The sequence below is a fragment of the Streptomyces sp. NPDC059224 genome (assembly GCF_042754285.1).
Classification (GTDB): Bacteria; Actinomycetota; Actinomycetes; order Streptomycetales; family Streptomycetaceae; genus Streptomyces.
Window position 1 is genome coordinate 198,705 of the sequence record NZ_JBHZAN010000013.1, and the last position, 20,536, is coordinate 219,240.

Here is a 20,536-nt window from a genome sequence, read left to right on the forward strand (position 1 = left end):
CGGCTACGCCATCGGTGCATTCACGATGGCGAGCGTGCCCACACGCTGTCTCGACCCTCACCGCCCTTCACTCGATCGAGCGAACGCACTGATCTGCCGTTCCGTGAAATGTGTCCCAAGGGCCAATCAGGGGACACGGCGACGCGGAAAGGGTCACTCAGACGCGGAACCTACAGGGGCGGATCAGGTCTGTGCCATGTCCACGAAGCGGGAGTAGTGACCCTGGAAGGCCACGGTGATCGTCGCGGTCGGACCGTTTCGGTGCTTGCCGACGATGATGTCGGCCTCGCCCGCGCGCGGTGACTCCTTCTCGTAGGCGTCCTCGCGGTGAAGCAGGATGACCATGTCGGCGTCCTGCTCGATGGAGCCGGACTCACGGAGGTCGGACACCATCGGCTTCTTGTCCGTGCGCTGCTCGGGACCACGGTTGAGCTGTGACAGCGCGATCACCGGGACCTCCAGCTCCTTCGCCAGCAGCTTGAGGTTTCGCGACATGTCCGAGACCTCCTGCTGACGGCTCTCGGAGCGTTTGCCTCCGGACTGCATCAGCTGGAGATAGTCGATGATCACGAGCTTGATGTCGTTGCGCTGTTTGAGCCGTCGGCACTTGGCCCGGATCTCCATCATCGACAGGTTCGGGGAGTCGTCGATGTAGAGCGGCGCGGCCGATACGTCCGGCATCCGGCGGGCGAGCCGGGTCCAGTCGTCGTCGGTCATCGTGCCGGAGCGCATGTGGTGCAGCGCGACCCGGGCCTCCGCGGACAGCAGGCGCATCGCGATCTCGTTGCGGCCCATTTCGAGGGAGAAGATGACGCTGGGCAGGTTGTTCTTGATCGAAGCGGCTCGGGCGAAGTCCAGTGCGAGGGTGGACTTACCCATGGCGGGCCGGGCGGCGATGACGATCATCTGGCCCGGGTGCAGGCCGTTGGTGAGCGAGTCCAGGTCTGTGAAACCGGTGGGAACACCGGTCATCTCACCGGTGCGGGAGCCGATCGCCTCGATCTCGTCGAGAGCGCCTTCCATGATGTCGCCGAGCGGCAGATAGTCCTCACTGGTCCGCTGCTCGGTGACGGCGTAGATCTCGGCCTGGGCACTGTTGACGATCTCGTCGATGTCACCGTCGGCCGCGTATCCCATCTGCGTGATGCGTGTTCCGGCCTCGACCAGCCGGCGCAGCACAGCCCGCTCGTGGACGATCTCGGCGTAGTACTCGGCGTTCGCCGCCGTCGGCACCGTCTGGACGAGGGTGTGCAGATAGGAGGCCCCGCCGACCTTGTTGATCTCGCCGCGCTTGGTGAGCTCGGCGGCGATGGTGATCGGGTCGGCCGGCTCACCCTTGGCATAGATGTCGAGGATCGCCTGGTAGATCGTCTCGTGGGCGGGCTTGTAGAAGTCGTGGCCCTTGAGGATCTCGACGACGTCGGCGATGGCGTCCTTGGACAGCAGCATGCCGCCGAGCACGGACTGTTCGGCGTCGAGGTCCTGCGGGGGGACCCGCTCGAAGGGGGTCCCCCCGCCGTCCCAGTCACCGCTGTCCCGGCCGCGGTCGTGACGGTCGTCCCGTCCTCGGCCGCTCTCGCCGCGTCCGCGGGAGGCGGGCAGGCGATCGCTGGGACCGGCCTCGGCCCACGGATCGTCCAAGGGCTCGGAAATACTCACCGAGCCACCTCCTCCCGTCCGCCCGGCGGACCTCGCCGTGGCCTCATTTCTACGGCACGGCACTGACATACCTGGACGCCCCGTTCCGGTTCCGGGCGCGTCGGTTTTGTGAGGTTTCCGAGGCCATGAGGAGGAGTGGGCGCCGGACCACGGTAGGCCCGCGGGCACCGTCAGCCAATCTGGTTATCCACAGGCCATGTGGACGACGGCCCGTATGCTGTGGAGAACCCGCCGAAACCTGTGCACGACCCGGTGGACAGCCCTGTGAACAAGCCCTCGATCTTTCACCGTCAGCGGCCCTGACCTGCCCATTTCCCATCCACCGGCTGTGCAGAAGAAAAACTTTCCCAGTCGGATCAAGATCCCTTCGAACGCTCCGTGAAAGCATGGCGCACACAAGCTTCAGTAAGGGTCAGTATGTAATTGCATCTCTTACCTGTGGACGATTACATTAGTGCCCATGTCACAGGCTCCCGCGACCCCCGAGGCCACCCGGCGGCAGCACGACCGAGAGATCGTCGCACTGGCGGTCCCGGCCTTCGGCGCACTGGTCGCCGAGCCGCTTTTCGTCATGGCCGACAGCGCGATCGTCGGCCATCTCGGCACCGCACAGCTCGCCGGTCTCGGCGTCGCCTCCGCGCTCCTCACCACCGCCGTGAGTGTCTTCGTCTTCCTCGCCTACGCCACCACGGCGGCCGTCGCCCGACGGGTCGGAGCAGGCGATCTCCCGGCCGCCATCCGTCAGGGCATGGACGGCATCTGGCTGGCGCTGCTGCTCGGCGCCGGCGTCATCGCCGTCGCCCTGCCCCTGGCACCGGGCATCGTGGACATCTTCGGAGCTTCGGCCACCGCGGCTCCCTACGCGACGACCTACCTGAGGATCTCCTCACTGGGCATCCCGGCCATGTTGATGGTGCTCGCCGCCACCGGCGTTCTCCGTGGCCTCCAGGACACCCGGACCCCGCTGTACGTCGCCGTCGCCGGTTTCGTCGCCAACGCCGGTCTCAATGCCGGGCTGGTCTACGGTGCAGGGCTGGGCATCGCGGGCTCCGCCTGGGGCACCGTCATCGCCCAGTACGCGATGGCGGCGGTCTATCTGACCGTCGTCGTGCGGGGAGCCCGCAAGCACGGAGCATCCCTTCGCCCCGACGCCGCCGGGATACGGGCGTCAGCACAGGCCGGCGTCCCTCTGCTCGTCCGGACTCTCTCGCTGCGTGCCATCCTCATGATCGCTACGGCCGTGGCTGCCCGGCTGGGCGATGCCGACATCGCGGCCCACCAGATCGTGTTGTCGCTGTGGAGCCTGCTGGCCTTCGCCCTGGACGCGATAGCCATCGCCGGGCAGGCCATCATCGGCCGTCATCTCGGCGCGGGCGACACTGCCGGTGCCCGTGAGGCCTGCCGGCGCATGGTCCAGTGGGGCATCGCCGTCGGGGTGGTCCTGGGACTACTCGTGGTGGCCGCCCGACCGCTCTTCCTGCCACTGTTCACGAGCGATCCGACCGTGCAGGACATCGCGCTGCCCGCGCTGGTCATCGTGGCACTATCCCAGCCGATCTCCGGCGTGGTCTTCGTCCTCGACGGCGTTCTGATGGGTGCGGGAGACGGGCCGTACCTGGCCGGGGCCATGGTCGTGACACTCGCGGTCTTCACACCGGTGGCGCTCCTGGTCCCCGGGCTCGGCGGCGGGCTCACGGCGCTCTGGGGAGCCATGACCGTGATGATGGCCACCCGGATGCTGACCCTCTGGCTGCGTACCCGCTCGGGCCGCTGGATCGTGACCGGCGCAACGCGCTGACCCGTCCGGCCCACCGGGTGTTTCACGTGAAACGTGAAACACCACGAGCCGTCACGTTTCACGTGAAACACCCGCCGCGCCACCTCCTCGTCGGCAGACGAGAGGGGCCGCACCCTCACGGGTACGGCCCCTCTCAGCTACTGCTCGGTCCGAACACGGCCTCAGGCCGCGACGACCTCGATGTTGACCTTGGCGGCAACCTCGGGGTGCAGACGCACGAACGTCTCGTGGGCGCCCAGTGTCTTGATCGGCGAGCCCAGCTCAATGCGGCGCTTGTCGACCTCGGGGCCACCGGAAGCCTTGATCGCCGAAGCGACGTCGGCCGGGGTGACGGAACCGAAGAGACGACCGGCGTCGCCGGAGCGGACCGCCAGACGGACCTTGACACCCTCGAGCTGGGCCTTCACGGAGTTGGCCTGCTCGATGGTCTGGATCTCGTGGATCTTGCGAGCACGACGGATCTGCTCGACGTCCTTCTCGCCACCCTTGGTCCAGCGGATAGCGAACTTCCGCGGGATCAGGTAGTTGCGAGCGTATCCGTCCTTGACGTCGACGACGTCGCCGGCGGCACCGAGGCCAGAGACCTCATGGGTGAGGATGATCTTCATGTGTCGGTCACCCTTCCCTTATCGCGCGGTGGACGTGTAGGGCAGCAGCGCCATCTCACGGCTGTTCTTGACGGCCGTGGCGACGTCACGCTGGTGCTGCGTGCAGTTGCCGGTCACGCGGCGGGCACGGATCTTGCCGCGGTCGGAAATGAACTTCCGCAGCATGTTCGTGTCCTTGTAGTCCACGTACTGGACCTTGTCCTTGCAGAACGCGCAGACCTTCTTCTTAGGCTTGCGCACAGGCGGCTTCGCCATGGTGTTTCTCCTGTGTGATCAAGAAGTGGGGATGCGAGCCCGATGCCCTAGAAGGGGGGCTCGTCCGAGTAGCCGCCGCCACCGCCGCTGCCGCCGGAGGCACCGCCCCAACCGCCGCCACCCTGGTTGCCGCCGCCGGCGGGAGCGCCGGAGGCCCAGGGGTCGTCGCTGGGGGCGCCGCCCTGCTGGCCGCCACCGGAGCCGCCGCCCCAGCTGCCGCCACCCTGGCCGCCACCGCCGCCGAAGCCGCCGCCCTGGCCACCGCGGCCGCCACCACCGGCGGTCTTGGTGACCTTGGCCGTGGCGTTCCGCAGGCTGGCGCCGACTTCCTCGACGTCCAGCTCGTAGACCGTGCGCTTGACACCCTCACGGTCCTCGTAGGACCGCTGCTTCAGCCGGCCCTGCACGATGACGCGCATGCCTCGCTGGAGCGACTCGGCGACGTTCTCCGCCGCCTGACGCCAGACCGAGCAGGTCAGGAAGAGGCTTTCGCCGTCCTTCCACTCGTTCGTCTGGCGGTCGAAGGTGCGGGGAGTGGACGCGACGCGGAACTTCGCGACCGCCGCACCGGACGGGGTGAAGCGCAGCTCGGGGTCGTCGACAAGATTGCCGACGACCGTGATGACGGTCTCGCCTGCCATGGGGGAACCTCTCGGCGGGTTTGCTGCTGGCTGCTTGCTGCTACTCGAAACCCGAGATCAGCTGAGCTGGAAGCTCAGTGGGTCTCGGGACGGAGGACCTTGGTCCGGAGGACCGACTCGTTCAGGTTCATCTGGCGGTCGAGCTCCTTGACGACCGCAGGCTCGGCCTGCAGGTCGATGACCGAGTAGATGCCCTCGGGCTTCTTCTTGATCTCGTACGAGAGACGACGACGGCCCCAGGTGTCGACCTTCTCCACCTTGCCGTTGCCCTCACGGACGACGGAGAGGAAGTTCTCGATCAGAGGGGCGACAGCGCGCTCCTCCAGATCGGGGTCGAGGATGACCATCACCTCGTAGTGACGCATGTGGAACCCACCTCCTTTGGACTCAGCGGCCACGGTCGTTCCGTGGCAGGAGGGTTGTGATGCGTACGCAACGGTATCGGCCGCCACTGACATGCGGGGGGCTTCCCTCGGGATCCCCGGCCGCGGGCCTGGGCAGACACCGGTGCAGACGGTACACACTACCCGCACACCTGCTTCCGGTTGAAATCCGGCCGCCGCGGCCCTCAATCTGTACACATCGGGTGTGTACGGCGCTACGATGCGCCGCTTTCCGCAGGAGGTGCCCTATGGCACAGGCATTGCGACCCAACACCGCCGGATCCCTGTTCGCCACCGACGGCAAGACCCATCCGCTGCAGGACTCGCTGATGGCCGTGACGCTGGCGCTCGGGCTGATCGCCTTCATCACGTCGTTCTTCCACAGCCTGCACCTGCTCAGCTCGTGGGCAGGTCTGATCGGCATCTTCACCGGCCTGTACGGGCAGTGGGTCTCGATCACCACACGCGAGCGCTTCGGCACGATCCTGGGTCTCGGTGCCGCGGGCATCGGTTTCTTCATCGGCATGGCACACGGCGGCCTGTTCGGATAGGCCCCCGGCCCCTTCCGTACCACCGCGCCACGCCCCGGCCGCAACGGTGCCGGGGCGTAGGTGGTGTACGCCCAGTCGGGCCGCGGGCAAGGCGCAGTAGGCTTCGGCGCGAGAGCCGGAGCCCCTGTACCCATGGGGACACACCAGCCCGAGGAGCGCCCCGACATGAGCCTGACCCTGCGGACCATCAGCCGCGAACAGCATCTGGCATACATCCAGAGCCTGCCTGCGGCTAGCCACATGCAGGTCCCGGCCTGGGCGGATGTCAAGGCGGAGTGGCGTTCGGAGAACCTCGGCTGGTTCGACGAACGCACCGGCGAGATGGTCGGCGCGGGCCTGGTGCTGTACCGCCAGCTGCCCAAGATCAAGCGCTACCTGGCGTACCTTCCCGAGGGCCCGGTCATCAACTGGTACGCGCCCAATCTCGACGAGTGGATCCAGCCGATGCTGGCCCACCTCAAGCAACAGGGCGCGTTCTCCGTGAAGATGGGCCCGCCTGTGATCATCCGGCGCTGGGAGGCCAACTCCATCAAGGCCGGCATCCAGAACCCGGACGTGAAGCGCCTGCGCGACATCGAGGCCGACTTCATCGAGCCGCGTGCCTTCGAGGTGGCCGACAAGCTGCGCCGGATGGGCTGGCAGCAGGGCGAGGACGGCGGCGCCGGCTTCGGTGACGTGCAGCCGCGCTACGTCTACCAGGTGCCGCTGGCGAACCGTTCCCTGGAAGAGGTCCACCGGAACTTCAACCAGCTGTGGCGGCGCAACATCAAGAAGGCCGAGAAGGCTGGAGTCGAGGTCGTCCAGGGCGGCTACCAGGACCTCGCGGAGTGGCAGCGGCTGTACGAGATCACGGCCGTGCGCGACCACTTCCGGCCGCGACCGCTGTCGTACTTCCAGCGCATGTGGACGGCCCTCAACACCGAGGACCCCAACCGGATGCGGCTCTACTTCGCCCGGCACAACGGGGTCAACCTGTCCGCGGCGACCATGCTGATCGTGGGCGGCCACGTGTGGTACTCCTACGGGGCCTCCGACAACATCGGCCGCGAGGTGCGTCCGTCCAACGCCATGCAGTGGCGGATGCTGCGCGACGCCTACGCGCTCGGCGCCACCGTCTACGACCTGCGCGGCATCTCGGACTCGCTGGACGAGACCGATCACCTCTTCGGCCTCATCCAGTTCAAGGTGGGCACCGGTGGCCAGGCCGCCGAGTACCTCGGCGAATGGGACTTCCCGCTGAACAAGCTGCTCCACAAGGCGCTCGACATCTACATGTCGCGCCGCTGACGTCACGCTCCGTGCTTCTATAGCCCTTACACACCCCAGCCATCCAGAAAGGTCCCAGGTCCGGCCATGGCGCTCACCCTCTACGTCGACACCGCGCGCTGGCGGGCGCACCACAAGCACGTGCAGGAGCAGTTCCCGGGTCTCGTCCCGGTCTGCAAGGGCAACGGCTACGGCTTCGGGCACGAACGCCTGGCGGAGGAGGCCACGCGTCTCGGCTCGGACGTCCTCGCCGTCGGTACGACGTACGAGGCCGCGCGCATAAAGGACTGGTTCGGCGGCGACCTGCTGGTACTGACGCCGTACCGGCGCGGTGAGGAGCCCGTGCCGCTGCCCGACCGGGTCATCCGCTCGGTGTCGTCGATCGACGGCGTGTACGGCCTGGTCGGCGCACGTGTGGTCATCGAGGTGATGTCCACGATGAAGCGGCACGGCATCAGCGAGCAGGACCTGCCGCAGCTGCACACGGCCATAGAGAACGTCCGGCTGGAGGGCTTCGCCATCCATCTGCCGCTGGACCGCACCGACGGCTCGGACGCCGTCGAGGAGGTCATCGGCTGGATGGACCGGCTGCGCGCTGCCCGGCTGCCGCTGCACACGATGTTCGTCAGCCATCTCAAGGCCGACGAACTCGCCCGGCTGCAGCAGCAGTTCCCGCAGACCCGGTTCCGGGCCCGGATCGGCACCCGGCTGTGGCTGGGGGACCACGACGCCACCGAGTACCGCGGGGCGGTCCTGGACGTCACCCGCGTCGCCAAGGGCGACCGGTTCGGCTACCGGCAGCAGAAGGCGGCCTCGGACGGCTATCTGGTGGTCGTGGCGGGCGGTACGTCGCACGGGGTGGGCCTGGAGGCCCCGAAGGCCCTGCACGGCGTCATGCCGCGCGCCAAGGGCGTCGCACGGGCCGGCCTGGCCACGGTGAACCGGAACCTTGCGCCGTTCGTCTGGGGCGGCAAGCAGCGCTGGTTCGCGGAGCCGCCGCACATGCAGGTCTCGATTCTGTTTGTGCCGATCGATGCTCCTGAGCCGACGGTGGGCGAGGAGCTGGTGGCCCATCTGCGGCACACCACCACCCAGTTCGACCGCATCGTGGACCGCTGACGCGTCCTCAGGACGCCAGAAGGGCCGTACACGGAGTTCCGTGTACGGCCCTTTCCTTCACTCTCGGATGATCACTCACCGGCCCTGTTCGCTCAGAGCGAACTGTCCTCGGGGCCTCGGCTGCCCCACTCCACCTGCGGCCCCTCGAACGGGGCGGCATGGCGCGGCGGACGGCCAGCCGCGCCGAGCACGAAGACGTCCTCGGCGCCGTCCAGCACCCCGCCCGAGGGGTCGTCGTCACCGGAGCGGCGCACCACGTCCCGCTCGGGCATGAGGATGTCCCGTACGACCATCGCGCAGAGGTAGAGCGTGCCGAGCAGGTGCACCGCGATGGCCCAGTGGTAGCCGTGGGTCGGCAGGCCCTTGTGGGCGTCACCGCTGGTCGTGTACGCGAGGTACATCCAGATCCCCAGGAAGTACGCCACCTCGCACGCCTGCCAGATCAGGAAGTCCCGCCACTTGGGCCGGGCGAGCACGGCCAGCGGCACCAGCCACAGGACGTACTGCGGGGAGTAGACCTTGTTGGTGAGGATGAACGCCGCCACCACCAGGAAGGCCAGCTGGGCGAAGCGCGGTCGCCGCGGGGCGGTGAGGGCCAGGGCCGCGATGCCCAGGAAACAGAGCACCACCAGCGCCATCGCCGCGTTGTTCACGAAGCCGGTACTGGGCGGGGTGGTCGTGTTCTGCGCCCAGATCAGCCAGAAGGAACCGAAGTCGACGCCTCGTTCCTGGCTGAACGTGTAGAACTTCGACCAGCCGTCGAAGGCGAAGATCATCACGGGCAGGTTCACGACGAGCCAGGCGACGACCGCGCCCCCGGCAGCGGCGAAGAAGTCCCGCCATTTGCCCGCACGCCAGCACAGCAGGAACAGCGGCCCCAGCAGGAACACGGGATACAGCTTGGCGGCCGTAGCAAGCCCCAGGAGGACACCGAAGGCGAGAGGACGGCTCCGGGACCACATCAGCATCGCCGCGGCCGTCAGAGCGACCGCCAGGAGGTCCCAGTTGATGGTGGCGGTCAGGGCGAAGGCGGGTGCCAGGGCGACCAGCAGGCCGTCCCAGGGGCGCCGGCGGTGCGTACGGACCACGCACACCGCGATCACGGCGGCGCAGATCATCAGCATCCCGGCGTTGACGAACCAGTACACCTGCTCCTGGAGCTGGATGCTGCCGCTGCCCGGCGTGAGCCAGGCGGCCACCTCCATGAACACACCGGTGAGCACCGGGTACTCGAGGTAGTCCATGTCGCCGGGGAGCTTGTCGAAGTACGGCACCAGACCGTCGGCGAAGCCCCGCCCCTGGTAGAGGTGCGGGATGTCCGAATAGCAGGCGTGCGTGTACTGCGAACTCGCGCCGAAGAACCAGCCGCCGTTGTAGCACGGCGCCTTCTGGATCAGGCCCAGGGCGAACATGCCGATCGCCACGAGAACCACCACCCGCAGTGGCGTCCACCAGGACGTCCCGAGCAGCGCTCGCCGCCCGATGGGGCCACCGATCAGCTCACTGCCGGCCGCGGCGACCGGGTCTTCCCTGGTCGGCCGCACCGGCTCCGGCTCGCGCACGCCCGTGGGCGTCGTCTCTGCACTGGGCATGGGGCCCATCCTGCCGTACCTCTCTAGGAATACGCCGAGGGCCGCCGCACCTCGTCGGATGCGGCGGCCCCTGTTTCACGTGAAACACACGTCGGCGGGTGAAATGGTCACCTACCGGTCAGGTCGAGCGGCTAGCCGCTCGATCCGCCGAAGAGGCTCCCGTTGCCTCCACCGTTGCCTCCACCGTTCCCTCCACCGTTGGCGTTGCCTGTGCCGGTCGAATCCGTGGCCGACGGCGAGGACGTGGTTCCCGAGGTGCTGCCACCGGTGTTACCGCCGCCGGTCGAGCAGTTCCAGGCGAACCGGCAGGTCTCGCTCACGGTCGGCGAAGGTGAGGTGGCCGTCTCGCTGGGCGTGGCGCTCGGCGTCTCGCTGGGCGTCTCGCTGGGCGTGATGCTCGGGGACGGCGTCGGGGACGGCGCCCCCGCCTCGTTGGCGATCGCACCGATCTTGGTGGCGTCCGGGAAGCCCAGGTCGTTCTTGCCCTTGAGAGCGGCCTTCATGTACTCGGTCCACACCGAGGTCGGGATGTCACCACCATGGATGGACGCCACGCCGGCGGTGCCGTTCATGGAGAGCAGTTCCGCGTCCTTGGGGTTCTCACGGAACATCGCCACCGAGGTCGACAGTTGCTGGGTGTAGCCGACGAACCAGGCCGACTTGTTGCTGTCGGTGGTACCGGTCTTGCCCGCCGCCGTACGGCCCAGGGCCTTGGCGTTCGTACCCGTACCGTTCTGGATCACGTTCTGGAGGGTGTCCGTGACGTTGTTGGCCACGTTCTCGGGCATCGCCGAGGTCACCTTGGGCTTGGAGAAGCCGCTCAGCTCCTGACCGTCCTGCTTGACGGCGGTCACCGAGTAGGGGTCCGTGTGCTCGCCGGAGGCCGCGAAGGTCGCGTAGGCGTCGGCCATGCGGATCGCGCTGGGAGTGGAGGTACCGATGGCGAACGACGGGTTGAGGTCCTGCGACATGCTGTCCGGCAGAATGCCGGACGCCTGGGCCACGTCCCGGACCTTCGTCATGCCGACATCCACGCCGAGCTGCACGAACGGCGTGTTGATCGACTGCTCCATCGCCTTGCGCAGACTGATGTAGCCCCAGTGGTATTCGCTCTCGTTTCTCTGCCGGAAGATCGAGTTGTCCTTGTTCAGGTAGTACGTACCGTCCGGCCGCCGCACCTTGAGGTTGTCGTCACCGTTGTACTTGCTCAGCGGTGAGACCCCGACCCCCTCTGTCTTGTACGTGCCGTACTCCATGGCCGCGGCCAGGACGAACGGCTTCCACGTCGAACCGACGGGGACACCCGAGGTGTCGGCGTTGTTGGTGAAGTGGTTGTTCTCGTAGCCGGCGCCGCCGTACAGGGCGACGATCGCGCCGTCCTTCGGGACCACCGAGGCCGCACCGAACTGGACGTACTTGTCCTTCTCACGGTTCTTCGGATCCAGCCGGGCCTTCTGGACCTTCTGCACGGCCGCGGTCAGGGCGTTGACCTTGTCCTTCTGGAAGGTCGTGTAGATCTGGAAGCCGCCCTGGTCGAACTGCGCCTCGGTGATGTTGGAGTGCGAGAGAACGTACTTCTTGGCCGTGTCGGCGAGGTAGCTGATCTGCCCGGTCATGCCCTTGACGGCCTTGCGGCCCTGGGGCAGCGGGTACTTCTTGATGGCCGTCTGGTATTCGGCGTCGGTGAGATGCCGGTCCTTGTGCATCTCCTCGAGAATCCAGCCCCAGCGATCGTGCGACCGCTTGAGGTTGGCTTCCCTGGAGGCCGCGCGGTCGATGTCCGGGTTGCCCGCGGGGTCGTAATACGTCGCGCCCTTGAGCAGAGCCGCCAGGACCGCGCACTGGCTCGGCGTGAGGTTCTTGGCGTCCACGCCGTAGTAGGTCTGGGCGGCGGCCTGGATGCCGTACGCCCCCCGACCGAAGTACGAGGTGTTCAGGTAGCCCTGGAGGATCTCCGGCTTGGTGAACTTGGTGCCCACCTTGACGGAGATGAACATCTCCTTGAACTTACGGGTGACCGTCTGGTCCTGGCTGAGGTACGTGTTCTTCACGAACTGCTGGGTGATCGTCGAACCACCCTGCGTCTCGCCGCCCTGGGCCATGTTGACGAGGGCGCGGGCGATGCCCTTGAAGTCGACACCAGGGTCCGTGTAGAAGCTCTTGTTCTCCGCCGAGATCACCGCGTACTGCATCGCCTCGGGGATCTGGTCGATGGTGACGTTCTGCCGGTTGGCGCCGGTGCCCGTCGCGACCATCTGCTTGCCGTCGGCCCAGTAGTAGACGTTGTTCTGGGACTTGGCCGCGGTGTTCTCGTTCGGGACGCCCACCATGGCGTACCCGACGCCGACCAGCGCCACCAGGCTGCCGAAGAACGTGATGCACAGCCCGGAGACGAGCTTCCAGGACGGCACCCAGCGGTGCCAGCCGAACCTGTTCGCCCTCGGGTAGTCGACCAGGCGCTTCTTGCCGGGCGCCGTCGACGCCCGTCCTCTGCCACGCCCCGGCCCGGCAGGACCACCGGGACCACGGCTTCCGTTGTCGGGCGTTCTGCGGCGGCCTCCGGTGTTCTTCTGCGCCGCCCGGCGTGCCTCGGCTCGGCCGCCGTAGGGGCGCTCTTCACCCCCCGAGTCCTGGGGATCCGACCCGTAGGAACGGGACCCATAGGAGTCGGAAGGAGACCCGGTGGCGCCTCGCGGGGCCGCACGGCGGCCGGCGGACGGGTCGGACTGGCCGCGTCGGGCCGCGGCACGTCCGCCTCCCTGCGGCTGCTGCGGTTTGCGACGGTGCTCGCTCATCGAACGATTACTCCTCGGGCAGGCGCACCCGTGCGCGCCTGGAAACGGCGGCTGGTTTCCGGTCCCCCCGAAGTACGGATGTGGTCGGTCCTGCATTCACCCGTACTGCACCGGGGACAGGGACGCCCCCCAGGCGTCACTTGGTTCCCGGTGGTGTGCATGCCGCACAGACTACGCACCGCCAAAACCCGCCGAGCTCCGAAGTTCACCCCAAATCAGGCAAGTTGCCTCCTACGAATCGGTGATGTGATCCCGTTCACCGTCGTTCCTCTTGTCGCACCGGGATCGCCGATCTATCGTCGGGATGTATCGAGCCGATACATCAGAGCGAGATAAGCGCGTCAGAGACGAGAGGAGGCGACCATGAGCCGACGGTCCGGCATTCTTGAGTTCGCCGTACTCGGTCTGCTCCGCGAGTCCCCGATGCACGGCTATGAGCTGCGGAAACGACTCAACACCTCACTGGGTGTCTTCCGGGCGTTCAGCTACGGGACGCTCTACCCCTGCCTCAAGACGCTGCTCGCCAACGGCTGGTTGATCGAGGAACCGGGGAACACCAGTGAGGACGCCCTCGCCGCGCCGCTCTCCGGTCGCCGCGCCAAGATCGTCTACCGGTTGACGGCCGAAGGTAAGGAGCATTTCGAGGAGCTCCTCTCCCAGACCGGCCCCGACGCCTACGAGGACGAGCACTTCGCAGCACGGTTCGCCTTCTTCGGGCAGACCTCCCGCGACGTGCGGATGCGCGTGCTGGAGGGCCGGCGCAGCCGCTTGGAGGAGCGCCTGGAGAAGATGCGCGGCTCGCTGGCACGCACCAGGGAACGCCTCGACGACTACACGCTTGAGCTCCAGCGCCACGGAATGGAGTCCGTGGAGCGCGAAGTGCGCTGGCTGAACGAGCTCATCGAGAGCGAGCGGGCCGGACGGGACACGAAGAGTCCCGCCTCCGGCGAATCCGCTCAGCAGAACACCACCAATGGAGCGCCGGGCAACCTGCCCCGGTCCGGGGAGACCCGGCCGGATTTGTCCGACGACACCACCACGTGAGACCCGGTCAGGGCCTCACTCATACACACAGGGAGCAACCGGAATGGGTTCGGTTCGCGTAGCCATCGTCGGCGTGGGCAACTGTGCCGCATCGCTGGTGCAGGGCGTCGAGTTCTACAAGGACGCTGACCCGGAGACCAAGGTCCCCGGCCTCATGCACGTTCAGTTCGGCGACTACCACGTCGGTGACGTCGAGTTCGTCGCCGCGTTCGACGTCGACGCGAAGAAGGTCGGCCTCGACCTCGCGGACGCCATCGGCGCCTCCGAGAACAACACCATCAAGATCTGCGACGTCCCGAACACGGGCGTCCAGGTCCAGCGTGGCCACACGCTCGACGGCCTGGGCAAGTACTACCGCGAGACGATCGAGGAGTCCGCCGAGGCCCCGGTCGACGTCGTCCAGATCCTCAAGGACAGGCAGGTCGACGTTCTCGTCTGCTACCTGCCCGTCGGTTCCGAGGACGCGGCGAAGTTCTACGCCCAGTGCGCCATCGACGCCAAGGTCGCCTTCGTCAACGCCCTTCCGGTCTTCATCGCCGGCACCAAGGAGTGGGCGGACAAGTTCACCGAGGCGGGCGTCCCGATCGTCGGCGACGACATCAAGTCGCAGGTCGGCGCGACCATCACGCACCGCGTGATGGCCAAGCTGTTCGAGGACCGCGGTGTCCGTCTTGAGCGCACCATGCAGCTCAACGTCGGCGGCAACATGGACTTCAAGAACATGCTCGAGCGTGACCGCCTCGAGTCGAAGAAGATCTCGAAGACGCAGGCCGTCACCTCGCAGATCCGTGACCGTGAGCTGGGCGAGAAGAACGTCCACATCGGCCCGTCCGACTACGTCGCGTGGCTCGACGACCGCAAGTGGGCCTACGTCCGCCTCGAGGGTCGCGCCTTCGGCGAGGTCCCGCTGAACCTGGAGTACAAGCTCGAGGTCTGGGACTCCCCGAACTCCGCGGGTGTCATCATCGACGCCCTGCGCGCCGCGAAGATCGCAAAGGACCGTGGCATCGGCGGCCCGATCCTCTCCGCGTCCTCTTACTTCATGAAGTCCCCGCCGGTGCAGTACTTCGACGACGAGGCCTACGAGAACGTGGAGAAGTTCATCCGCGGCGACGTCGAGCGCTGACGTCCCCTCGCTCGTAAAAAACGCTCCTGCCAGGGCTGTGAGAGTCCCCGGGTCCCCCGACCCGGGGACTTTCCCCGTGTGTGAGGCTGTGCCCCATGCCCGTCGTCCGCGACCTGCCGGTCCTGCTGCACCTGCGGGACTTCCGCCACCTGCTCGCCGTCCGTCTGCTCTCCCAAGGGGCGGATGGCGTCTACCAGGTCGCGCTCGCCGCCTATGTCGTCTTCTCACCGGAGAAACAGACCTCCCCCGTCGCGATCGCCTCGGCCATGGCGGTCCTGCTTCTCCCGTACTCCCTCGTGGGTCCCTTCGCCGGCGTCCTGCTGGACCGCTGGCGCCGACGCCAGGTCCTCCTCTACGGCAATCTGCTGCGCGCGCTGCTGGCCGCGGTCACCGCCGTCCTGATCGCCTCCCATGTCCCCGACTGGCTCTTCTACGTCTCCGCCCTGTGCGTCACGGCCGTCAACCGCTTCGTTCTGTCAGGGCTGTCCGCCGCCCTTCCGCGTGTGGTCGACACCGAGCGTCTGGTACTGGCCAACTCCCTGTCCCCGACCGCAGGGACCCTCGCCGCGACGATCGGCGGCGGACTCGCCTTCGGTGTACGGCTGCTGGCCGCGGACTCCGATGCCGCGGTGGTGCTGCTGGGAGCCACGTTGTACCTGTGCGCGGCCCTCACTGCCTTGACCATGCCCCCCGGGCTCCTCGGTCCCGACCAGCACCCCGCACGGCCGAGCCTGGCAACGGCCGTCATCACCACCGCACGCGACCTCCTGGAGGCGCTACGGCACCTGGCCGCACCACCACGTCGCGAGGCGGTCCGGGCACTGCTCTCCATGACGGTGATGCGCTTCTGCTACGGCGCCCTGCTCGTCCTGGTGCTGATGCTGTGCCGCTACGCGCTCTCCTCGGACCCGGACGACGGGCTCGGGCTGCTCGGACTGGCCTTGGCGATCTCCGGCGCCGGTTTCTTCACGGCGGCCGTGGTCACACCGTGGGCCGCGGGACGGCTCGGTCCCGGACGCTGGATCGCGGTGTGCGCCGCGTCAGCCGCCGTACTGGAGCCCGCTCTGGGTCTTCCGTTCACGACGGTCCCCATGCTCGTCTCCGTGTTCGTCCTGGGACTGATCACCCAGGGCGCGAAGATCGCCACCGACACCATCGTCCAGTCGTCTGTCGACGACAGCTTCCGGGGCCGGATCTTCTCCGTGTATGACGTGCTCTTCAACGTGGCCTTCGTGGGAGCCGCCGGCGTCGCCGCCCTGATGCTCCCACCGGACGGCCGGTCCGTGACCCTCGTCATCACCGTCACCCTCATCTACGCAGGGGTCGCGAGTGTCATGACCCGCTTCGAGCGCCGCCGAGGCTCAGTCACACCGGCGGTGATGGAGCGAGGGTGATGTTTCACGTGAAACATCACCCCTCTCCACGTTCCGGCCGGGCCGTGTTTCACGTGAAACATGACCGGTCCCGCGCTCAGCCTTGCTCGGCCCACCACTCCTTGAGTGCTGTCACGGCAGCGTCATGCCCCATCGGGCCGTTCTCCAGCCGGAGCTCCAGCATGTGCTTGTAGGCCTTGCCGACCTCCGGACCGGGCCGGATTCCCAGGATCTCCATGATCTGGTTGCCATCGAGGTCCGGGCGGATGGCGTCGAGCTCCTCCCGTTCCTGCAGTTCGGCGATCCGCTCCTCCAGGCCGTCGTAGGCGCGGGAGAGCGCCACTGCCTTCCGTTTATTACGGGTGGTGCAGTCGGACCGTGTCAGCTTGTGGAGCCGTTCGAGCAGCGGACCGGCGTCACGGACGTAGCGACGCACCGCCGAGTCCGTCCACTCCCCGGCGCCGTAGCCATGGAAGCGCAGATGGAGCTCCACCAGGTGTGAGACGTCCTTCACCAGTTCGTTCGAGTACTTCAAGGCCGTCATGCGCTTCTTGGTCATCTTCGCGCCGACCACCTCGTGGTGATGGAACGAGACCCGGCCGTCCTTCTCGAAACGGCGAGTGCGCGGCTTGCCGATGTCATGGAACAGCGCGGCAAGGCGGAGGGTGAGGTCAGGACCGCTCTCCTCCAGCGCCATGGCCTGTTCCAGGACGATCAGCGTGTGGTCGTAGACGTCCTTGTGCCGGTGGTGCTCATCGCTCTCCAGGCGCAGGGCCGGGAGCTCGGGCAGGACGTGGTCGGCGAGGCCCGTGTCGACCAGCAGGGTCAGTCCCTTACGAGGATGAGCGGAGAGGATCAGCTTGTTCAGTTCGTCCCGGACCCGCTCGGCCGAGACGATCTCCAGACGCCCCGACATGTCCTTCATCGCGGCTACCACCTCGGGTGCCACCTCGAAGTCCAGCTGGGCCGCGAACCGGGCGGCGCGCATCATCCGCAGCGGATCGTCCGAGAAGGACTCCTCAGGCGTCCCCGGGGTGCGGAGCACACGAGCCGCCAGGTCGTCCAACCCGCCGTGCGGGTCGATGAACTCCTTCTCCGGCAACGCCACCGCCATGGCGTTGACCGTGAAGTCACGCCGGACGAGGTCCTCCTCGATCGAATCGCCGTAGGACACCTCGGGCTTGCGTGAAGTGCGGTCGTACGCCTCGGACCGGTACGTGGTGATCTCGATCTGAAAGGCCCTGACAACGCCTCCGACGCGGGCTTCCTTCTGCGCCCCGACCGTACCGAAGGCGATACCGACCTCCCAGAGGGCGTCCGCCCAGGGCCGGACGATCTTCAGTACGTCCTCGGGGCGGGCGTCGGTCGTGAAGTCCAGGTCGTTACCGAGCCGGCCCAGCAGCGCATCCCGGACCGAGCCGCCGACCAGGGCAAGCGAGAACCCGGCCTCCTGGAATCGGCGGGCGAGTTCGTCGGCGACAGGCGCCACCCGCAGCAGTTCGCTCACCGCGCGCTGCTGCGCCTGGCTCAGGGCAGAGGAAGGAGTCTCTTCATTGGCGTTCGGCACAACAGAACAGGGTACGTGCCCCGAGCAGCCCGAGGCTCCTCCGTATTCCGGCAGCGCTCCACACGCGGTCTCCCCACAAGCGGCGTGGGACAGCTCACTCCATACCCGCACAAGGGCAGCGCTCGGCGCTTACATGAGCCTCCCGGCGATACTGGATATAGGGGACGGGCCGGGCTGCTCTCCCGATCTTGTAGAGCAGACCGCGGCACTTCCGCTCAGCGCACCTCGTTACCATGCGTGGACGCACATTCCGACGACCACTGACCATGACGAGGGACGGACGAGCGCGTGGCCGAGGCGGCAGACTTCCAGGGGACGCCCTCACCTGCCCGTCGCTGGCTGCGGCGCACCGGGGCACTGCTCGCGGGTGCGCCTCTGCTGGCCGCACTGGTGCAGCTGCCCGCCGCGGTGCCGGCGCAGGCGGCCGACTCGGACACGGTGTCCGTCGCCCTTGACTCGCTCAGCCCCAGTGCCCCCAGTGACGGGGACACGCTGACGGTCTCCGGCACCGTGACCAACAACGGCAAGCAGGCCGTCACGGACGCCCATGTGGACCTGCGGGTGGGATCCCAGCTCACCGCGCGCTCCGCGATCGGCTCCGCGGCCCGACATCCCGACGACCTCCAGTCGAGCCTCGGCACCGCGGTAGGCGGCAAGTACACCGAGGACTTCGACTCGCTCGCTCCGGGGGTCGCCGAGCACTTCACCATCTCCGTGCCGGTCGACAAGCTCGACCTCGGCCAGGACGGCGTGTACCCGTTCGGCGTCTCACTGTCCGGCCAGACCTCCGCGCAGCCGTGGGACCAGGTCCTGGGCATCCAGCGGACGTTCCTGCCGTGGCAGTCCTCCGACGCGGACACCCAGACCAGGACGACGTATCTGTGGCCGCTGATCTCCACCGTCCACGTGACGGCGAAGACGGGCGCGGGCGAGCTGCAGACGCCGGTCTTCCTCGATGACGACCTCGCCAAGGAGATCTCGCCCGGCGGCCGACTTGCGCAGATGCTGGCGCTGGGCAAGGACCTGGACGTCACCTGGGTGATCGACCCCGACCTGCTGGCCTCCGTGGACGCGATGACCCGCAGCTACCGGGTCCAGGGCGCCGGGGAGACCACCACGGCGGGCACCCACCAGGCGGTGGCCAAGCAGTTCCTGGCCGACCTGCAGAACGCGGTGGCGGACAAGGAGGTCGTGGCCCTTCCCTTCGCCGACCCGGACCTGGCCTCCCTCGCCCACAACGGCACCAGCGTGACCGGATCGCTGAGCCACCTCAAGGACGCCACCGACGTCGCCGCCACCACCGTGCAAACTGTGCTTCATGTCACACCGAGCACGGACTTCGCCTGGCCCGTGAACGGTGCCGTCGACCCGTCGATCATCAAGGTCGCCACCTCCGCCGGCGCCGACAAGGTGATCGCCCGCAGTGACAGCCTCCAGGAGACGGGCGGACTGCCCTACACGCCCTCGGCGGCGCGCCCGATCGGCGGCGGAACGACAGCGGTGGTCGCGGACGCACGCCTGTCCACGGCGTTCCAGGGCGATCTCACGAACGCCGACGCGGCCACCCTCGCGGTACAGCAGTTCCTGGCCCAGAGCCTGGCGCTGAACACTCAGACCGACAAGCAGCGCAGCATCGTCGTCGCCCCGCAGCGCATGCCGTCGGCCAGTCAGGCCCAGGCGATGGCGACGGCGATCACGGCGTTGCAGGGCAGCAACTGGTCGCAGTCCCAGGACCTCGCCACGGCGGCCAAGGACAAGCCCGACCCCGGCGCGACGACGAAGATCCCCTCGTCGTCCGCCTACCCCTCCTCGCTGCGGAAGCAGCAGTTGCCCCGGACGGCCTTCGAGCAGATCGCCCGCACCCAGGACAAACTCGACAACTTCCAGGTTGTCCTCACCAACCAGTCCCGGGTGGTGACCCCCTTCGGGCGTGCCATAAACCGCGAGATGTCCACGTCGTGGCGGGGCCGCGGCACCGAGGCCGACAGCTTCCGCACGGGTGTGGAGTCCTGGCTCGACAGCCTCACCGGCCAGGTCAAGCTGATCGACAAGTCCGAGACGAAGCTCTCCGGCCGCAGCGCCACCATCCCGGTGACGGTGCAGAACAACCTGGTCCAGGGCGTCGGCCACCTCATGCTGCGGCTCACCTCGACGATGCCGACCCGGCTGGAGATCGGCGGCAAGGCCTACTACGAGCAGCCGGTCGAGGTCTCCGGGGGCCACACCCAGTCCGTGAAATTCTCCACGTCGGCCAACGCCAACGGCCGGGTGGAGGTCTTCGCCCAGCTCTACACCGAGGACGGCCAGGAGTACGGCGACCCGGTGCGGTTCGATGTGAAGGTCACCGAGGTCACACCCACCGTCATGCTGGTCATCGGCGGCGGCGTGCTGCTGCTGGTGCTCGCCGGGTTCCGGATGTACACCCAGCGCAAGCGGGCAGCCGCCCGCCGCGCCGAGGAGGGCGGCGGCCCCGACGAGGCGGGAGAGGACACCCCGCAGGGCCCGGACGCTCCGCAGACCCCTGAGACTCCCGAAGCCCCGGAGGACACAGGCCCCGAGGGCACCGGACGGCCGGGGAACCCCGATGCCGGTGAGGATCGTCTCCAGGATGAGTCCGCGGCCCGCTCCCGGGCAGAGGACCCTGAGCAGCCGAGTGACCCGACACCGGACACCGCACCGGAAAGCGCCGACCCGTCCGGAACGGGTGAGAGAGTGGACCGTTGAGCGATGTCGTGGCCGGTGTGGCCCGGGACGATGAG

16 protein-coding genes are annotated in these 20,536 nt (G+C 67.7%); 8 read left to right on the forward strand and 8 right to left on the reverse strand.

Annotation, left to right across the window (positions count from 1 at the left end):
* Window positions 1-183: 183 nt before the first annotated feature.
* Window positions 184-1,659 (reverse strand): replicative DNA helicase, encoded by a 1,476-nt coding sequence (gene dnaB / locus ACFXI4_RS16475; protein WP_384991059.1) that lies wholly within the window; start codon window positions 1,657-1,659, stop codon window positions 184-186.
* 460 nt (window positions 1,660-2,119) lie between these two features.
* Here dnaB and ACFXI4_RS16480 point away from each other — a divergent pair, with 460 nt between their 5' ends.
* Complete coding sequence (locus tag ACFXI4_RS16480; RefSeq protein WP_384991060.1) at window positions 2,120-3,457, forward strand: MATE family efflux transporter; 1,338 nt, start codon at window positions 2,120-2,122, stop codon at window positions 3,455-3,457.
* 161 nt (window positions 3,458-3,618) lie between these two features.
* Here the strand turns inward: ACFXI4_RS16480 and rplI are convergent, their stop codons facing one another.
* The 4 genes from rplI to rpsF form a co-directional block, all read right to left on the reverse strand.
* Window positions 3,619-4,065, reverse strand: coding sequence for a 50S ribosomal protein L9 (rplI, locus tag ACFXI4_RS16485; protein WP_351934107.1), 447 nt, complete (start codon window positions 4,063-4,065; stop codon window positions 3,619-3,621).
* A gap of 18 nt (window positions 4,066-4,083) precedes the next feature.
* Window positions 4,084-4,320 (reverse strand): 30S ribosomal protein S18, encoded by a 237-nt coding sequence (rpsR, locus tag ACFXI4_RS16490; RefSeq protein WP_006381652.1) that lies wholly within the window; start codon window positions 4,318-4,320, stop codon window positions 4,084-4,086.
* Between the two features lie 47 nt (window positions 4,321-4,367).
* A complete protein-coding gene (locus ACFXI4_RS16495) occupies window positions 4,368-4,961 on the reverse strand; it encodes a single-stranded DNA-binding protein (protein WP_362716882.1) in 594 nt (197 codons plus the stop codon).
* A 74-nt stretch (window positions 4,962-5,035) separates the two neighbouring features.
* The gene (gene rpsF, locus ACFXI4_RS16500; RefSeq protein ID WP_005482942.1) at window positions 5,036-5,326 is read right to left on the reverse strand and encodes a 30S ribosomal protein S6; all 291 of its coding nucleotides are present in this window, start codon (window positions 5,324-5,326) and stop codon (window positions 5,036-5,038) included.
* Between the two features lie 266 nt (window positions 5,327-5,592).
* On the opposite strand from rpsF, the gene ACFXI4_RS16505 reads away from it, so the two are divergent.
* From ACFXI4_RS16505 to ACFXI4_RS16515, 3 genes are all read left to right on the forward strand, one after another.
* Window positions 5,593-5,895 (forward strand): hypothetical protein, encoded by a 303-nt coding sequence (locus ACFXI4_RS16505; RefSeq protein WP_362716879.1) that lies wholly within the window; start codon window positions 5,593-5,595, stop codon window positions 5,893-5,895.
* A 165-nt stretch (window positions 5,896-6,060) separates the two neighbouring features.
* Window positions 6,061-7,182 carry a peptidoglycan bridge formation glycyltransferase FemX gene (gene femX, locus ACFXI4_RS16510; protein WP_362716876.1) on the forward strand — a complete coding sequence of 374 codons (1,122 nt, stop codon included), beginning with the start codon at window positions 6,061-6,063 and terminating at the stop codon, window positions 7,180-7,182.
* A 66-nt stretch (window positions 7,183-7,248) separates the two neighbouring features.
* Window positions 7,249-8,280 carry an alanine racemase gene (locus ACFXI4_RS16515; protein WP_384991066.1) on the forward strand — a complete coding sequence of 344 codons (1,032 nt, stop codon included), beginning with the start codon at window positions 7,249-7,251 and terminating at the stop codon, window positions 8,278-8,280.
* A 92-nt stretch (window positions 8,281-8,372) separates the two neighbouring features.
* Here the strand turns inward: ACFXI4_RS16515 and ACFXI4_RS16520 are convergent, their stop codons facing one another.
* Complete coding sequence (locus tag ACFXI4_RS16520; protein WP_384991069.1) at window positions 8,373-9,872, reverse strand: glycosyltransferase family 87 protein; 1,500 nt, start codon at window positions 9,870-9,872, stop codon at window positions 8,373-8,375.
* 131 nt (window positions 9,873-10,003) lie between these two features.
* The gene (locus ACFXI4_RS16525; protein ID WP_384991072.1) at window positions 10,004-12,667 is read right to left on the reverse strand and encodes a transglycosylase domain-containing protein; all 2,664 of its coding nucleotides are present in this window, start codon (window positions 12,665-12,667) and stop codon (window positions 10,004-10,006) included.
* Window positions 12,668-13,030: 363 nt separating this feature from the next.
* Between ACFXI4_RS16525 and ACFXI4_RS16530 the strand changes: the two genes are divergently transcribed.
* The 3 genes from ACFXI4_RS16530 to ACFXI4_RS16540 all read left to right on the forward strand — a co-directional run bounded on the left by ACFXI4_RS16530 (window position 13,031) and on the right by ACFXI4_RS16540 (window position 16,231).
* A complete protein-coding gene (locus ACFXI4_RS16530) occupies window positions 13,031-13,711 on the forward strand; it encodes a PadR family transcriptional regulator (protein WP_384991075.1) in 681 nt (226 codons plus the stop codon).
* Between the two features lie 43 nt (window positions 13,712-13,754).
* Entirely contained in the window at window positions 13,755-14,837 is a 1,083-nt protein-coding gene (locus ACFXI4_RS16535; protein WP_362716862.1) for an inositol-3-phosphate synthase, read from the forward strand.
* A 95-nt stretch (window positions 14,838-14,932) separates the two neighbouring features.
* The gene (locus tag ACFXI4_RS16540) at window positions 14,933-16,231 is read left to right on the forward strand and encodes an MFS transporter (RefSeq protein ID WP_384991078.1); all 1,299 of its coding nucleotides are present in this window, start codon (window positions 14,933-14,935) and stop codon (window positions 16,229-16,231) included.
* 76 nt (window positions 16,232-16,307) lie between these two features.
* Here ACFXI4_RS16540 and ACFXI4_RS16545 read toward each other — a convergent pair whose 3' ends face one another.
* Window positions 16,308-17,777: a CCA tRNA nucleotidyltransferase gene (locus ACFXI4_RS16545; RefSeq protein WP_384991081.1), complete on the reverse strand. Its 1,470-nt coding sequence runs from the start codon at window positions 17,775-17,777 to the stop codon at window positions 16,308-16,310.
* A gap of 288 nt (window positions 17,778-18,065) precedes the next feature.
* Between ACFXI4_RS16545 and ACFXI4_RS16550 the strand changes: the two genes are divergently transcribed.
* Window positions 18,066-20,501 (forward strand): DUF6049 family protein, encoded by a 2,436-nt coding sequence (locus ACFXI4_RS16550; RefSeq protein WP_384991084.1) that lies wholly within the window; start codon window positions 18,066-18,068, stop codon window positions 20,499-20,501.
* Window positions 20,502-20,536 lie beyond the last annotated feature (35 nt).

Coding starts and splice junctions, on each gene's coding strand:
- ACFXI4_RS16480 (WP_384991060.1), top strand. CDS start 2,120: ATGTCACAGGCTCCCGCGACCCCCGAGGCCACCCGGCGGCAGCACGAC.
- rplI (WP_351934107.1), bottom strand. CDS start 4,065: ATGAAGATCATCCTCACCCATGAGGTCTCTGGCCTCGGTGCCGCCGGC.
- rpsR (WP_006381652.1), bottom strand. CDS start 4,320: ATGGCGAAGCCGCCTGTGCGCAAGCCTAAGAAGAAGGTCTGCGCGTTC.
- ACFXI4_RS16495 (WP_362716882.1), bottom strand. CDS start 4,961: ATGGCAGGCGAGACCGTCATCACGGTCGTCGGCAATCTTGTCGACGAC.
- rpsF (WP_005482942.1), bottom strand. CDS start 5,326: ATGCGTCACTACGAGGTGATGGTCATCCTCGACCCCGATCTGGAGGAG.
- ACFXI4_RS16505 (WP_362716879.1), top strand. CDS start 5,593: ATGGCACAGGCATTGCGACCCAACACCGCCGGATCCCTGTTCGCCACC.
- femX (WP_362716876.1), top strand. CDS start 6,061: ATGAGCCTGACCCTGCGGACCATCAGCCGCGAACAGCATCTGGCATAC.
- ACFXI4_RS16515 (WP_384991066.1), top strand. CDS start 7,249: ATGGCGCTCACCCTCTACGTCGACACCGCGCGCTGGCGGGCGCACCAC.
- ACFXI4_RS16520 (WP_384991069.1), bottom strand. CDS start 9,872: ATGCCCAGTGCAGAGACGACGCCCACGGGCGTGCGCGAGCCGGAGCCG.
- ACFXI4_RS16525 (WP_384991072.1), bottom strand. CDS start 12,667: ATGAGCGAGCACCGTCGCAAACCGCAGCAGCCGCAGGGAGGCGGACGT.
- ACFXI4_RS16530 (WP_384991075.1), top strand. CDS start 13,031: ATGAGCCGACGGTCCGGCATTCTTGAGTTCGCCGTACTCGGTCTGCTC.
- ACFXI4_RS16535 (WP_362716862.1), top strand. CDS start 13,755: ATGGGTTCGGTTCGCGTAGCCATCGTCGGCGTGGGCAACTGTGCCGCA.
- ACFXI4_RS16540 (WP_384991078.1), top strand. CDS start 14,933: ATGCCCGTCGTCCGCGACCTGCCGGTCCTGCTGCACCTGCGGGACTTC.